Below are 17,270 nucleotides of genomic sequence, written 5' to 3'. Positions count from 1 at the left end.
GGGGCCCGGCCCGCACCCATGTGCAGCACGTCCTGACCCCCATGACCTGCAACCCAGCCGTCTCGCCAACTGGTACGACACCGCCCCATCGGCCCGCCGGGCACCCCGCTTTCCAACCCCCCGCACCACAGCGGGATCGCCATCACCTGACCACCCGAGATCACCAGCGGAGTCACGGCACTGCCTTAGGCGCTCTTTAGAGGCCGCCCCGACAGTGGCGGACGCACCGTCAGCGGCGATCTGTGGAGTCGAGAGTGAACATTCTGGAATCGCGCCATGGGCAAGCAGGCCGGACTCAGCCGCACGCGCCATGGCGGACATGGATCCGGAACGCTCCCCTGGTTCTCATCAGCGCCGCGTTGATTCTGGCGGTGATCGCACCGGTCGGACACACGGAGCCCACCGCCCGGGACAGCGCAGGCGGCGGCAAGGGCACGGCGGCACGCCCGGACAAGCCCTTTCCCCCGCCACCCCGGATGCGCGATCTGGACTTCCTGCTGGGCTCCTTCACATGTGTCTACACCCCGCCGGGCCAGCAGGAGGAGAAGGTCGTCCTCACGAGCACCAAGCGCGCGCTGAGCGGCCATTACTACGACTCCCTGACCACGATCCCCGCCGACAACCTGCACAGCCGTCAGATCTTCGGCTGGAACCCGGCGGACGGGAAGTACGTCATGCAGTTCCATGACGACTGGGGAAGCTCGGGGACCGCCGAGTCACCCACCCCGCAGGACGGTGCGCTGAAGTTCTCGGGCTCCTATCTGCTGATCGAGGCGCCCAGCGCCGACGGCACGGCCAAGGGCAACCGGGCGACGGTGGACGACGAGATCACCCCGTTGGACGGCGACCGATACCGGGACGTCCAGACGCTGACCTTCAGCAATGGATTCACCTTCCAGCTCACCTACCTGTGCCGACGCAGCAAGGCCGGCCATGGCGAGTGACGAAAAGAAACTCCTCGACTACCTCAAACGGGCCACCGCGGATCTGCGTTCCACACAGCGGCGGCTGCGGGATGTCGAGGCGGCCGGCCGGGAGCCCGTCGCGATCGTGGGGATGGCCTGCCGTTTCCCCGGCGGGGTGACATCGCCGGAGGAGCTGTGGGACTTCGTGGCCCGGGGCCGCGACGGAGTCGGCGGCTTCCCCACCGACCGCAACTGGGACCTGGACTCGCTCCGGCAGGGCGCCCCCGGGCAACCCGGCACGACGTACACCAGCCAGGGCGGCTTCGTCGACGATGTCACGGCGTTCGACGCCGCGTTCTTCGGCATCGCGCCCCGCGAGGCCCTCGGCATGGCGCCGCAACAGCGGTTGGCGCTGGAGGTGTCCTGGGAGGCCATCGAGCACGCGGGTATCGACCCGCACGCGCTCCGCGGCAGCCGCACCGGCACCTTCATCGGCTGTGACCACCTCGACTACTACTCCGACCCCTCCCAGGTGCCCGACGGCTCCGCGGGATACTTCACCATCGGCAACACGGCGAGCGTCGTGTCCGGTCGCGTGGCGTACCTCCTCGGCCTGGAGGGGGCCGCGGTGACGGTGGACACCGCCTGTTCCTCCGCCTCGGTCGCCATGCACCTGGCGTGCCAGTCCCTGCGCCGGTCCGAGTGCTCCATGGCCCTGGCCGGCGGTGTCGCGGTGATGTCGTCGTCGGCGCCGTTCGTCGGCTTCGCCGACCTCGGCGTACTCGCGCCGGACGGCAGGTCCAAGGCGTTCTCTGCGGACGCCGACGGCATGACGATGTCCGAAGGAGTCGGCATCCTGTTGCTGGAGCGCCTCTCCGACGCCGAGCGCAACGGCCACCGGGTGCTCGCCGTCATCCGCGGCTCCGCGATCAACCAGGACGGCACCAGCAACGGGCTGACGGCCCCGAACGGCCCGGCGCAGCGGCGGGTGATCGCCGACGCGCTGGCCGACGCGCGGCTGTCGGCGTCCGAGGTCGACGCGGTCGAGGCGCACGGCACCGGTACGTCGCTGGGCGACCCGATCGAGGCGCAGGCGCTGCTGATGGCGTACGGCCAGGACCGGCCCGACGGACGGCCGCTGCTGCTCGGCTCGGTCAAGTCGAACATCGGTCATACGCAGATGGCCGCCGGAGCGGCCGGTGTCATCAAGATGGTGATGGCGATGCGGCACGGGCTGCTGCCCGCCTCGCTGCACATCACCGAGCCGAGCCACGAGGTGGACTGGAGCACAGGCGCCGTCGAACTGCTGCGGGAGAACACCGCTTGGCCGCGCGCGGAACACCCGCGCCGGGCGGGGGTGTCGTCGTTCGGCATCTCCGGCACCAACGCGCACACCATCCTGGAGGAGGCACCGGAACGATCGCAGCCGGAACCCTCCGAGGCCACCGGTGGAGCGCCGGAGGAGGACTCGGGTCCGGTCGGCGCGGGCACGGCGGTGCCCTGGGTGCTGTACGGACGTACGGCGAAGGCGCTGCGTGACCAGGCTCGGCGGCTCGGCGAGCATCTGTCGGCGAGGGCGGAGCCCGGGTCCGAGCCCGGGTCCGAGTCCGACTCCGGGCAGAGCGTGGACATACGCGATGTGGCGTGGTCACTGGTGTCGGCGCGGCCGGTGTTCGAGCATCGCGCGGTGGTGACGGGTGAGGACCGGGCCGGGTTGCTGACCGGTCTGGGCGAACTGGCGGAGGGCCGTCCGCACCCGGATGTGGTGACCGTGCCTGGTGCGGTGGTGCAGGGGGGTGGGACGGTTTTCCTGTTCAGTGGTCAGGGCAGTCAGCGGGTGGGGATGGGGGCGGGTCTGTACGGGCGTTTCCCGGTGTTTGCTTCCGCGTTCGACGAGGTGTGCGGGTATCTCGACGGGGAGTTGGAGTATCCGCTGCGGGAGGTGGTCTTCGCCGGGGTGCCGGGCCGGGAGGGGTTGTTGGACCACACCACTTATGCGCAGGCGGGGCTGTTCGCGTTGCAGGTGGCGCTGGTGCGGCTGCTGGAGTCGGCGGGGGTGCGGCCCGATGCGGTGGTGGGGCATTCGGTGGGGGAGGTCGCTGCGGCGCATGTGGCGGGGGTGTTCGGTCTGCGGGATGCCTGTCGTCTGGTTTCGGCGCGTGCCACGTTGATGGGCGCACTGCCGCGGGGCGGGGCGATGACCGCGATCGAGGCGAGCGCCGCGGAGCTTGAGGAAGATCTTGCCGGGTGCGGGGGGCGGGTGAGTGTCGCCGCCGTCAACACCCCGAGCAGTACGGTGATTTCCGGTCCGGCGCGGGAGGTGGCGCGGATCGGTGCGCTGTGGGCCGGGCGGGGGCGCAGGACGAAGGAGCTGACGGTCAGTCATGCCTTCCATTCCGTGCTGATGGAGCCGATGCTGGAGGATTTCACCGCGGCGGTCGCGGACCTGGACTGTCACCGGCCGGTGCTGCCGCTGATCAGCAACCTGACCGGCCTGCCCGCCGGTGAGGAGATCGCCACCCCCGCCTACTGGGCACGCCACATCCGTCAGCCCGTTCTCTTCGCTCCCGCGATCGCCCACCTCGCCCCCGACACGGGCACCTTCCTGGAACTGGGACCCGACCCCGTCCTGACCACCGCCACCCAACACACCCTTCAGCACCACCACATCGCCGATACCCGGGACGACGGGATCGAGCCGCCGACCGTGGCGGCGCTGAGCCGTAAGCGGCCCGAGGTGACCGGTCTGCTCCAAGCGCTGGCCAGGGTCCATCTCTCCGGCGCCGATGTGAACTGGGCGCCCCTCATCGACTGTGAGGCCCGCCGTCCGCGCATCGTGGCGCTGCCCACGTACGCGTTCCAGCACGAGCGTTTCTGGCCGGCCGCGCCCGACCGCTCAGGTGCGGGCGGCGGAGAGCGCGACGCCGACGAAACCCGGCTGTGGCGGGCCATCGAGGAGGGCGACGCCGAGGCTCTGGCCGCCACCCTGCGGCTGGGCGACGACGGAGCCGAGTTCGACACGCTCCGTCCCGCGCTGCCGATCCTGTCGGCCTGGCGGCGTCGGCGCCGGGAGGACGCGGCGCTGGAATCGTGGCGCTACCGGATCGCGTGGACCCCACTGTCCGCGACCGGGACGCCGACGCTGACCGGGCCATGGCTCGTCCTCGTACCCGAAGGGCAGGAGGAGGATCCTGCTGTCCTGACGGTCCTCCAAGCTTTGCGCGAGCACGGCGCCGAAGCCCGGGTCCGCTCCGTGGACGCCATCGAGGCCGACCGTTCCGCCCTCGGGGAACTCTGCGCCGACCATGGCGACGACGGAACGGCGCCGCACGCCGGAGTCGTGAGCCTGCTCGCTCTGGACGAACGGACACTCCCCTCGTGCCCGGCCGTGCCGGCTGGGCTGGCCGCCACGACCGCGCTGATCCAGGCCCTGGGCGACACCCAGGTCGAAGCACCACTGTGGTGCCTGACCCAGGGCGCGGTCGCCGTCTCCCCGACCGACCCCCTCCCCCACCCCCAACAAGCCCACATATGGGGCCTCGGACGCGTCGCAGCACTCGAACACCCACAACGCTGGGGCGGCCTCATCGACCTGCCCGACACCATCGACACCCATACCCCCGCACACCTCGCCGCACTGCTCACCCCACACCACCCCGAAGACCAGACCGCCCTACGCCTCTCCGGCACCTACGCCCGCCGCCTGCGCAAAGCCCCCGCACCAACCTCCCCCCACACCCAATGGACCCCCCAAGGCACCACCCTGATCACAGGCGGCACCGGCGGCCTGGGAACACACCTCGCCCGATGGCTGGCACACAACGGCGCACCACACCTCCTCCTCGCCAGCCGCAGAGGACCCGACGCACCGAACGCCGACACCCTCACCGCAGAACTCCGCGCCCTCGGCACCACCGTCACCATCACCTCCTGCGACACCTCCGACCGCACCGCCCTCCAAACCCTCCTCGACACCATCCCCACCACCCACCCCCTCACCGCCGTCTTCCACACAGCAGGCACCGCCGAGACCGGCCCGGTCGCCGGACTCGACGCGGAGAGCCTCGACCGTCAGCTCCGTTCCAAAACGCAGGGCGCGACCCACCTGCACGAGCTGACGCGGCATCTGCCACTGAGCGCCTTCGTGCTGTTCTCCTCGAACGCCGCCACCTGGGGCAGCGGTCAGCAGGGCGCGTACGCGGCGGCGAACACCTACCTCGACGCACTCGCCGAACACCGACGCGCCCTCGGCCTCCCCGCCACCAGCATCGCCTGGGGCCCCTGGGGCGAGATCGGCATGGCCGCCGACGACAGCACCCTCGCGTACCTCAGGAAGCGCGGCCTGTCCCCGCTAGCCACGGCGCCGGCCACCGTGTGTCTGCACAGGGCGCTCAGTGACGGTGACACGACCCTCACGGTCGCCGACGTGGACTGGGAGCGGTTCCCTGTCCCCTTCACCGCTCAGCGCCCCAGTCCGCTGCTGAGTGAACTCGCCCGTACGGCGAACGACGCGACCGACACCAGCTCAAAGCCTTCCGCGGCGCTCACGAGCCCGCTGCACCAGGAGCTGGCGGACAGCACTCCGGCGCAGCAGCTCCACACCTTGCTGCGCCACATCCAGAGCCATGCCGCGAATGTGCTGGGCCACCCCGAGCACTCGGCGATCCTGCCCGGCCGGCCATTCCAGGAACTGGGCTTCGACTCCCTCACCGCCGTCGAGCTGCGCAACCGGCTCACGACACTCACCGGTCGGAGCCTCCCGCCCGCAGTCGTCTTCGACCACCCCACTCCCAAGGCGCTCGCCGCGTATCTGCGCTCGGAACTGGCCGGTGTCCGTACGACCGCCACCACACGCGCACCGGCCCTCGCCGCCGACGACGAGCCCATCGCGATCGTCGGCATGGCCTGCCGCTTCCCAGGCGGCGTACGGTCCCCCGAGGAGCTGTGGGACCTGGTCGCCCAGGGTAGGGACGCCATCGCGGAGCTACCGACCGACCGGCACTGGGACCTGGACGCGCTCTACCACCCGGACCCTGACCACCACGGCACGAGTTACGTACGCGAAGGTGGCTTCCTCTACGACGCCGCAGGCTTCGACGCCGGATTCTTCGGCATCAGCCCGCGTGAGGCGCTGGCCATGGACCCGCAGCAGCGGCTGCTGCTGGAGACAGCCTGGGAGACGTTCGAGAACGCCGGTCTCGACCGCACGGCGCTGAGCGGCAGCAGCACCGGTGTTTTCACCGGCGGCACCTTCCAGGGCTACGGCGCGGGCGGAAGTTCCTCGGCGCCAGACGTGGAGGGCTATCTGCTCGCGGGCGGCACCCCCAGCGTCATGTCGGGCCGTCTCGCGTACACCTTCGGGCTCGAAGGCCCGGCCGTGACCGTGGACACCGCCTGTTCCTCGGCGCTGGTGGCCATGCACCTGGCGGGCCAGGCGCTGCGCCAGGGCGAGTGTTCGCTGGCGCTGGCCGGTGGGGTGGCCGTGATGGCGACGCCCGCCACCTTCGTGGAATTCTCCCGTCAGCGCGGACTGGCGACCGACGGCCGGTGCAAGTCCTTCGCCTCCGCCGCCGACGGTACCGGCTGGAGCGAGGGCGCCGGCCTGCTGCTCCTCGAACGCCTCTCGGACGCTGAGCGCAACGGACATCGCGTGCTGGGCATCATCCGGGGCTCCGCCGTCAACCAGGACGGCACCAGTAACGGTCTGACCGCCCCGAACGGTCCGTCACAGGAGCGTGTGATCGGACAGGCGCTGGTGCGGGCCGGGCTGTCGGCGTCGGACGTCGATGTGGTGGAGGCGCATGGTACGGGGACGACGCTGGGTGATCCGATCGAGGCGGGGGCGCTGCTGGCCGCGTACGGCCAGGATCGGCCCGCGGACCGCCCGCTGTGGCTGGGCTCGGTGAAGTCGAACATCGGGCATACCCAGGCGGCGGCGGGTGTGGCGGGTGTGATCAAGATGGTGATGGCGATGCGGCACGGAGTACTGCCCGCGTCCCTCCACGTCGACGAGCCCACCCCGCACGTCGACTGGGAGTCGGGGGCGGTGTCCCTGCTGACCGAACCGGTGGAGTGGCCGGAGAACGACGACCGCCCGCGCAGGGCGGGAGTCTCCTCCTTCGGAATCTCCGGGACCAACGCCCACGTGATACTGGAGCAGCCGCCGCGGGAGCCCGCCGGGGCCGGCGAGCCCGAACAGCCGCAGAACGAGCCCGCCCAAGATGTCGTGCCGTGGGTGGTGTCGGCGCGCAGTGACGAGGCGGTGCGTGGTCAGGCTGGGGCGTTGGCCGAGTGGGTGGATGCCGATTCGGGGCTGACGCCTGTCGGGGTGGGGTGGTCGCTGGCCACGGCGCGGTCGGTGTTCGAGCGGCGGGCGGTGGTTCTGGGTGACCGTCGTGAGGGGCTGGTCGCGGGTGTGCGGGCGTTGGCGGCCGGTGACGCCCACCCCGATGTGGTGACCGTGCCTGGTGCGGTGGTGCAGGGGGGTGGGACGGTTTTCCTGTTCAGTGGTCAGGGCAGTCAGCGGGTGGGGATGGGTGCGGGGCTGTATGGGCGCTTCCCGGTCTTTGCTGCCGCGTTCGACGAGGTGTGCGGCTATCTGGACGGGGAGCTGGAGCATCCGCTGCGCCAGGTCGTCTTCACCGGCGTACCGGGCCATGAAGGACTGCTGGACCACACCACCTACGCCCAGGCGGGACTGTTCGCCTTGCAGGTGGCGTTGGCACGGCTGCTGGAATCGGCAGGAGTACGCCCCGACGCGGTGGTGGGCCACTCGGTCGGGGAGATCGCCGCCGCGTATGTCGCCGGGGTCTTCGACCTGCGCGACGCTTGCCGACTCGTCGCCGCGCGCGCCACGTTGATGGGCGCGCTGCCGCGGGGCGGGGCGATGACCGCGATCGAGGCGAGCGCCGCGGAACTTGAGGAGGATCTTGCCGGGTGCGGGGGGCGGGTGAGCGTCGCCGCCGTCAACACCCCGACCAGTACGGTGATTTCGGGGCCGACGGAGGACGTGGCACGTCTCGGTGCGCTGTGGGCCGGGCGGGGCCGCCGGACCAAGGCGCTGACGGTCAGTCACGCCTTCCACTCCATGCTGATGGAACCCATGCTGCAGGAGTTCACCGAGGCGATAACGGACCTGGACTGTCACCGGCCGGTGCTGCCGCTGATCAGCAACCTGACCGGCCTGCCCGCCGGCGAGGAGATCACCACCCCCGCCTACTGGGCCCGCCACATCCGCCGGCCGGTCCTGTTCGCTCCCGCGGTCATCCACCTCGCCCCCGACACCGGCACCTTCCTGGAACTGGGACCCGACCCCGTCCTGACCACCGCCACCCAACACACCCTCCAGCACCACCACACCCTGCACCACACACAGAGGGCCACTGACGAGCGTCCCGCACCGCTGGTGCTTTCGGCCCTCACCCACAGGCAGCCCGAAGTCCACGCCTTCACCCGTGCCCTCGCCCAGTTGCACACCCACGGAACCGACATCGACTGGGCAGGCTGGTTCCCCACCGACCCGGCACCGCACACGGTCCAACTCCCGACATACGCCTTCCAACGCGAGCACTACTGGCTGCCTGCCGGCCCGGACGCGGTGTCGGTCGCCTCCGAAGGGCTGGACGACTCCCCGTTATGGGACGCGGTGGAGCAGGGTGACCTTGAGGCCCTCACCCGTACTCTCGGTTCTTCCGACGAACAGCAGCCCATGCTCAGTGAGTTGTTGCCCACGCTGTCGGCCTGGCGGCGGCAGCGTCGCGAGCGCGCCGCCGTGGACGCGTGGCGCCATCGCATCGACTGGAAGCGTCTCTCCAAGACCTCGGCTCCCGCCCTGAGCGGGACCTGGCTGGTGCTCGTCCCCTCGGGGCGTGACTCGGATCCCGTCGTCGACGCCGCCGTCAGGGCGCTCGACGCGCATGGGGCCTCTGCCGTCACCCGGGCCGTCGTCCCTGCCAAGGCCGACCGCCAGGGCCTGGTCCGGCTCATATCGGAGTTGACCGCGGTCGTGACACCGGTGGGCGTGCTCAGCCTGCTCGCCCTGGAGCAAGCGGCGCACCCCGGCCATCCCGCCGTGCCGGCTGGGCTGGCCGCCACGACCGCGCTGATCCAAGCCCTGGGCGACACCCAGGTCGAAGCACCACTGTGGTGCCTGACCCAGGGCGCGGTCGCCGTCTCCCCGACCGACCCCCTCCCCCACCCCCAACAAGCCCACATATGGGGCCTCGGACGCGTCGCAGCACTCGAACACCCACAACGCTGGGGCGGCCTCATCGACCTGCCCGACACCATCGACACCCATACCCCCACACACCTCGCCGCACTGCTCACCCCACACCACCCCGAAGACCAGACCGCCCTACGCCTCTCCGGCACCTACGCCCGCCGCCTGCGCAAAGCCCCCGCACCAACCTCCCCCCACACCCAATGGACCCCCCAAGGCACCACCCTGATCACAGGCGGCACCGGCGGCCTGGGAACACACCTCGCCCGATGGCTGGCACACAACGGCGCACCGCACCTCCTCCTCGCCAGCCGCAGAGGACCCGACGCACCGAACGCCGACACCCTCACCGCAGAACTCCGCGCCCTCGGCACCACCGTCACCATCACCTCCTGCGACACCTCCGACCGCACCGCCCTCCAAACCCTCCTCGACACCATCCCCACCACCCACCCCCTCACCGCCGTCTTCCACACAGCAGGCACCGCCGATATCGCCGCCATCGACGCCACCGAGATCTCCGACCTGGGCGAGGTGCTGTCGCCCAAGGCGCTGGCCGCGACCCATCTGCACGAGCTGACGCGGCATCTGCCGCTGAGCGCGTTCGTGCTGTTCTCCTCGGGTGCCGCCGCGTGGGGCAGCGGTCAGCAGGGCGCGTACGCGGCGGCGAACACCTACCTCGACGCACTCGCCGAACACCGACGCGCCCTCGGCCTCCCCGCCACCAGCATCGCCTGGGGCCCCTGGGGCGAGATCGGCATGGCCGCCGACGACACTGCCGTCTCCTACTTCGCCCATCTGGGCCTCACCCCGCTGCCCCCCGAGCGGGCCATCGCCGCCCTGCAGTACACCCTCGATCACGGGGAGACCACGCTCACCGTCGCCGACATCGACTGGGAGAGGTTCCCCGCCGCCTTCGCCACCCAGCGACCCAGTCCGCTCCTCAGTGACCAAGCGGCCGAGTCCTCGCCGGTGTCCGGCGGGCGCGACGACGCGACGGGAACGGACCAGGACCGTACGGGCGGCGGTGCGGAGAGCGCGCTGCGGCGCCGGCTCGCCGAGGCTTCACCTGCCCAGCGGCATCACACCGTGCTGCGTCTCGTGCAGACGCAGGCGGCAGCGGTGCTCGGCCACTCCGGCGCCGATGCCGTACCGTCCGGGCAGCCGTTCCAGGAGCTGGGATTCGACTCCCTCACAGCGGTGGAGCTGCGCAACCGGCTCGGTGAGGCGACCGGGCTGGACCTGCCGCCCTCGCTCGTCTTCGACCACCCGACGCCCGAAGCGGTCGCCGTCCTCCTCCGCGAGACGCTCACGGGCGGGGCCGCGGTCACCGCCGAGCGGACCGCGACCGTCGCCGCGCATGACGAGCAGATCGCCATCGTGGGCATGGCCTGCCGGTTCCCCGGCGACGCGCGGAATCCGCAGGCGCTGTGGGAGCTGGTCGACGCCGGCCGGGACGCCATCACCGCGATGCCCACCGACCGCAACTGGGACCTGGACCTCCTCTACGACCCGGACCCCGACCACCCCGGCACCAGCTATGTGCGCGAGGGCGGTTTCGTCCATGACGCCACCGGGTTCGACGCGGAGTTCTTCGGTATCAGTCCGCGCGAGGCGCTGGCCATGGACCCGCAGCAGCGGCTGCTGCTGGAGACGGCCTGGGAGACGTTCGAGAGTGCCGGGATCAGCCGTGAGGTGCTGCGCGGCAGCAGCACGGGTGTGTTCACCGGTGTCACCTCGCAGGACTATCTGTCGCTCACCAACATCACCCCCAGCGACGTGGAGGGCTATGTCGCCACCGGCAACATCGGCAGTGTCGTGTCCGGCCGGGTCGCGTACACCTTCGGGCTGGAGGGCCCGGCCGTGACGGTGGACACCGCCTGTTCGTCGTCCCTCGTGGCAACCCATCTCGCGGGGCAGGCCCTGCGACAGGGCGAGTGCTCCCTGGCTCTGGCCGGCGGGGTGACGGTCATGGCGACGCCCGGCGCGTTCGTCGAGTTCTCCCGCCAGCGCGGAATGTCCGCCGACGCGCGCTGCAAGGCGTTCGCCGCGGGAGCCGACGGCCTCGTCTGGGGCGAGGGTGCCGGTCTGCTGCTCCTCGAACGCCTCTCGGACGCTGAGCGCAACGGCCACCAGGTGCTGGCCGTGATCCGCGGATCCGCCACCAACCAGGACGGCGCGAGCAACGGCCTCACCGCGCCCAACGGCCCCTCGCAGCAGCGGGTGATCCGCCAGGCACTGGCCAACGCGCGGTTGTCGGCGTCCGAAGTGGACGTGGTGGAGGCACACGGCACCGGCACGGCCCTGGGCGACCCGATCGAGGCGCAGGCCCTGCTGGCCACGTACGGACAGGAGCGCCCCGACGGCCATCCCTTGTGGCTCGGCTCGGTGAAGTCCAACATCGGGCACACCCAGGCCGCCGCCGGAGTGGCCGGTGTCATCAAGACGGTGATGGCGATGCGGCACGAGGTGCTGCCCGCCTCCCTCCACATCGACGAGCCCACCCCGAACGTCGACTGGAGGTCCGGCGCCGTGCACCTGCTCACCGAGCGGACCGCATGGCCGCGCGGGGAACGACCGCGCCGCGCGGGCGTGTCGGCGTTCGGCATCAGCGGCACCAACGCGCATCTGCTCCTGGAGGAGGCTCCCCGGCCCGCCGAGGCGACGCCGCATCCGGGCGACGCCTCCACGACCGGGCCGTACGGGATCGAGGCGTCCGGCAGCGAGGCACCCGGGGCCTCCGCGAGCGAGCCGGAGCCCGCTGGATCCCTGGCCGGGGAGAGCACCGAGCCACCGCTGGGCGCGACGCCGTGGGCGTTGTCCGCGCGCAGTGGCGAGGCGCTGTCCGGTCAGGCCGCGGCGCTGGCCGATCATGTGGCCGCCGCCCCGGGGCTCTCCCCCCTGAAGGTCGGATGGTCCCTGGCCACCAGCCGGTCCGCGTTCGAACACCGGGCCGTGGTGGTCGGCGAGGACAGCGACGAGCTGATGGCGGGGATACGGGCGCTGGCCGCCGGTGAGCCGCACTCCGCAGTGGTCACCCGCGGCGAGGCGGCGGTGGCGGTGGGCGCGGGCCCGGTGCTGGTCTTCCCGGGGCAGGGGGCGCAGTGGGTCGGAATGGGTGCCGAACTGCTGGAGTGCTCGACGGTGTTCGCGGAGCGGATCGCCGAGTGCGAGTGGGCGCTCGCGCCGTACGTGGACTGGTCGCTCGGCGACGTGCTCCGCGGCAACGGGGCGGAGGCCGGTCTCGACCGGGTCGATGTGGTGCAGCCCGTGCTGTGGGCCACGATGGTCTCCCTCGCCGCCGTCTGGGCCGACCACGGTGTGGCACCCAGCGCGGTCGTCGGTCACAGCCAGGGTGAGATCGCCGCCGCGTGCGTCGCAGGCGCTCTGTCGCTGGAGGACGGCGCGAGGATCGTCGCGCTGCGCAGCCAGGCGCTGCGGCAGCTCGCGGGCGGTGGCGCCATGGCCTCCCTGGCGATGGACCGGGAGCGGGCGGCCGACCTGTTGGCCCTGGTCGACGGGCAGGTGGGGATCGCCGCGGTCAACGGGCCGTCCTCCACCGTCGTGTCGGGCCCGCCCGAGGCGGTCGCCGCCGTGGTGGCCCGCGCCGAGGCCGAAGGGCTCCGGGCCCGACTGATCGACGTCGACTACGCCTCGCACAGCGCACAGATCGACCGGCTCAAGGACGAGCTGACCGGGACGCTGGCGGGTGTTCTGCCGACCGAGGGGGAGGTCGCGTTCTACTCGACGGTCACCGCGGGTCCCCTCGACACCTCCGAGCTGGACACCGACTACTGGGTGACCAATCTGCGCGAGCCCGTACGGTTCGCCGAGACCATCCAGGCGTTGCTTGACGACGGGCACCGGATCTTCGTCGAGGCCAGTGCCCATCCCGTGCTGACCGTCGGCATGCAGGAGTGCTTCGAACAGGCCGGTGTCTCGGCGGCTGCGGTGCCCACCCTCCAGCGGGACCGAGGGGGCCTCACCCAGGTGCTGCGGGCCCTGGCGCTGGCCTTCGCCGCGGGGGCCGGGATCGACTGGTCCACCGTCTTCCCCGCGGAGCCCGCCCCGCGCGTGGTCCCGCTACCGACGTACGCGTTCCGGCGCCGGCGGTACTGGGTGGAGCCGCCCGCCGCCGGAACCGGCCGGACCGGAGAGGCGCGGGACCCCGAGGAGGCCCGCCTGTGGCACGCCATCGAGGAACTGGACGCCGACGCGCTGGCCGGCACGCTGCGCCTCGGCGCCGACAGCGACGCCATGAACAGCCTGCTGCCCGCTCTGCCGATCCTCTCCGACTGGCGCCGCCGGCACCGGGAGCGGACCCTGCTCGACTCGTGGAGGTACCGCGCCGTCTGGACGCCGGTGCCCGAACCGGCGGCCCCTACGCCGTTGTCCGGGGCGTGGCTGCTCCTCGTACCCGCCGGGTACGAGGAGCACCCCGCGGTGCCCGTGGCGGCCGGGGCACTGCGCGGCCACGGCGCCACCGCCGAGGTCCGCGTCCTGGCGGCCGTGGATACGGACCGCGCGAGGCTGACGGCGCTCCTGGAGGAGTGGAACGCGGAGATCCCCCCGGAGGGCATCGTCAGCCTGCTGGCTCTCGACGAGGCTCCCCATACCGCCCCCTCCCGCGTTCCGGTCGGACTGGCCGCCACCACAGCGCTCGTCCAGGCACTGAGGGACGCGGACATCGAGACGCCCGTGTGGTGCCTTACCCAGGGCGCGGTCGCCGTCTCGCCCGGCGATCCCCTGCCCAGCCCCGTACAGGCACAGGTGTGGGGACTCGGCCGGGTCGCCGCGTTGGAGGAACCGCAGCTCTGGGGCGGGTTGATCGACCTGCCCGGTACCCTCGACGACGCCGCGTCCGACCGGTTGGCGGCCCTCCTCGCCCATGACCAGCCCGAGGACCAACTCGCCGTACGGCCCACGGGCGCCTTCGCCCGCCGACTGCACCGCGCACCCATCGTCGACGTGTCCACGACCGCCGCACCCACCGCCGACGCGCCGGCCACCGGTACGAACGGCAGCGGCGCCAACGGCACCAGGGCGAACGGCGCCGACGTCAACGGCACCGGCGACGTGCGCCCCGCAGGCACCGCGCTCATCACGGGCGGCACCGGCGGCATCGGCGGGCGGATCGCGCGCTGGCTGGCGGAGCGGGGCGCGCCGCATCTGCTCCTGGCCAGCCGCAGCGGTCCACAGGCGCCCGGCGCCGACGAACTCGTGACGGAGCTGGAGGCGCTGGGCACGAAGGTCACCGTCGTCTCCTGCGACGCATCCGACCGCGAGGCGTTGCGGGAGCTGCTGGCCGAGATCCCCACCGAACATCCGCTCACCGCCGTGTTCCACGCGTCGGGCATCCCGGAGAACGCCCCCTTCGCGGAGCTGGACCTGCCGCACATCGACGACATCCTGCGGCCCAAGGCCGAGGCCGCCCGGCATCTGCACGAGCTGACCCGGCATCTGGAGCTGAGCGACTTCGTACTGTTCTCCTCCGGCGCCGCTGCCTGGGGAAGCGGCCTCCAGGGCGCGTACGCCGCGGCGAACGCCTACCTCGACGCGCTCGCCGAACACCGCAGAGCGATCGGGCTGCCCGCCACCAGTGTGGCCTGGGGTCCCTGGGGCGACTCGGGCATGGCGTCCGACCGGACGGCCGTCAATTACTTCGGCCGCCGGGGGCTCTCGCCGCTCGACCCGGACCTGGCCCTCAAGTCCCTCCAGCAGGCACTCACCCAGGGCGACACGACCGTCGCCGTGGCCGACATCGACTGGCGGAAGTTCGCCGCCGCCCTTACCACGCGCCGCCCCAGCCCCCTCCTCTCCGACCTGGCCGGGCCCGGCGAGCAGGAGTCCGCCGAAGGAGACGGGGACGAGCCCGGCGGGCACGCGCTGCTGCGGCAGCTCGTCGCCGCCACCGCGGAGCAGCAGCGTCATCTCCTGCTCCGGCATGTCCAGGCCACCGTGGCCGCGGTGCTGGGCTATCCCGGCCCGGACGCCGTACCGCCGGGCCAGCCGCTCAAGGAGCTGGGCTTCGACTCTCTCACCGCGGTCGAACTCCGCAACCGTCTCAACGCCACGACCGGGCTCGGCCTCCCGCCGACCCTCGTGTTCGACCACCCTTCGCCCAGCGCCCTGGCCGACCTGCTCCGCGAACACCTCGTCGAGGAGGGGACGGCGTCCGAAGGGCAGGTGCTCTCCGGCCTCGACCGGTGGGACGCGACCGTCGAACCCACCGCGCTCGACGCCGCCGCCAGACGCCGGATCACCCAGCGGCTGGAACTGCTGCTCGCCAAGTGGAGCGGGGGCGGGACGACAGCCGACGTCGGGCATTCCGCCGCCCACCGCGATCTGGAGGCGGCCACGGCGGAGGACATCTTCGACCTCATCTCCGACGAGTTCGGAAAGTCATGAGCCCGGTGATCCCGATACTCCGCGTCGCGACTAGGAGCGTGGACTTCCATGCCGAATGAGGAACAACTCCTCGACCACCTCAAGTGGGTCACCGCCGAGCTGCGCCAGACCCGCCGACACCTGCGCGAGGCCGAGTCACGGGAGCCGGAACCCGTCGCGATCATCGGCATGGCCTGCCGCTATCCGGGGGGCGTACGGTCCCCCGAGGATCTGTGGCGGCTGGTGGCCGAGGGCGGTGACGCCGTCTCGGACTTCCCCACCGACCGGGGCTGGGACGCCCAGGTGCTCTACGACCCGGATCCCGACCACCCCGGGACCACGTATGTGACCGAAGGCGGTTTCTGCGAGGGCGCCGTCGACTTCGACGCGGCGTTCTTCGACATCAGCCCGCGCGAGGCCGTGGCGATGGACCCGCAGCAGCGACTGCTGCTGGAGTGCGCGTGGGAGGCGTTCGAACGGGCCGGGCTGCCCCGTGAGGCCCTGCGGCGCAGCGAGACCGGTGTGTTCGCCGGGGTGAGCTCGCACGACTATCTCTCCTTCATCGGGGATCTGACCAGCGATGTCGAGGGTTACGTCGGCACCGGAAACCTCGGCAGCGTGGTGTCGGGCCGGGTCTCGTACACGCTCGGGCTGGAGGGCCCGGCGGTGACGGTCGACACCGCGTGCTCCTCGTCCCTGACGGCGATGCACCTGGCCTGCCGGTCGTTACGGGAGAGCGAGTGCGATCTGGCGCTGGCGGGCGGGGTGTCGGTGATGGCCACGGCCGGTGCTTTCATCGAGTTCTCCCGGCAGCGGGGGTTGGCCCCGGACGGCCGCTGCAAGTCCTTCGCCGCGGGCGCGGACGGCACCGGCTGGTCCGAGGGCGTCGGCCTGCTGGTGCTGGAGCGGTTGTCGGAGGCGCGGCGCAACGGTCATCGGGTGCTGGGGGTGGTGCGTGGCTCGGCGATCAACCAGGACGGTGCGAGCAACGGCCTGACCGCGCCCAACGGCCCCGCCCAGGAGAGAGTGATCCGCCAGGCGCTGGCCAACGCTCGGTTGACTCCTGATCAGGTCGATGTGGTGGAGGCGCATGGCACGGGTACGACGCTGGGTGACCCGATCGAGGCGGGGGCGCTGCTGGCCACGTACGGACGGGACCGGCCGGAGGGCCGGCCGCTGTGGCTGGGGTCGGTGAAGTCGAACATCGGGCATACCCAGGCGGCGGCGGGTGTGGCGGGTGTGATCAAGATGGTGATGGCGCTGCGGCACGGAGTACTGCCCGCGTCCCTCCACATCGACGAGCCCACCCCGCACGTCGACTGGGACTCGGGCGCCGTACGCCTGCTGACCGACCCCGTCGGCTGGCGGCACCAGCCGGACGCGGAGTGGCCACGTCGCGCGGGGGTGTCGGCCTTCGGGATCAGTGGGACGAACGCGCATGTGATTTTGGAGGAGGCGCCGGGCGAGCCGGTACCGCCCGAGGCCGACGAGGGTGGTCGTGTGGCCGGGGTGGTGCCGTGGGTGGTGTCGGGGCGTGGTGACGAGGCGTTGCGGGGGCAGGCTGCGGCGCTGGTGGCGCGAGTGGCCGGTGCTCCGGCGATCGATCCCGTGGTGGTGGGGTGGTCGCTGGCCACGACGCGGTCGGTGTTCGAGCACCGTGCCGTGGTGATCGGCGATGGCCGTACGGAGTTGCTGGCCGGTCTGGAGGCTTTGGCGGCGGGTGAGCCGCATCCGGGCGTGGTGCAGGGCACGGCCGT

3 protein-coding genes are annotated in these 17,270 nt (G+C 71.8%); all 3 read left to right on the top strand.

Annotated features, from left to right (window positions below):
• The first annotated feature begins 371 nt into the window (after window positions 1-371).
• Window positions 372-944 carry a hypothetical protein gene (locus ACIOKD_RS34900; protein ID WP_402091937.1) on the top strand — a complete coding sequence of 191 codons (573 nt, stop codon included), beginning with the start codon at window positions 372-374 and terminating at the stop codon, window positions 942-944.
• Window positions 934-15,534, top strand: coding sequence for a type I polyketide synthase (locus ACIOKD_RS34895; RefSeq protein WP_402091935.1), 14,601 nt, complete (start codon window positions 934-936; stop codon window positions 15,532-15,534). Before ACIOKD_RS34900 ends, ACIOKD_RS34895 begins: the two co-directional genes overlap by 11 nt.
• A 48-nt stretch (window positions 15,535-15,582) precedes the next feature.
• A partial coding sequence (locus ACIOKD_RS34890) for a type I polyketide synthase (RefSeq protein ID WP_402091934.1) occupies window positions 15,583-17,270 on the top strand: 1,688 nt, incomplete at its 3' end.

Origin of the sequence: Streptomyces sp. NPDC087844 (assembly GCF_044742785.1) — a bacterium.
Classification (GTDB): Bacteria; Actinomycetota; Actinomycetes; order Streptomycetales; family Streptomycetaceae; genus Streptomyces.
This window is presented reverse-complemented; position numbering and strand designations above follow the sequence as displayed.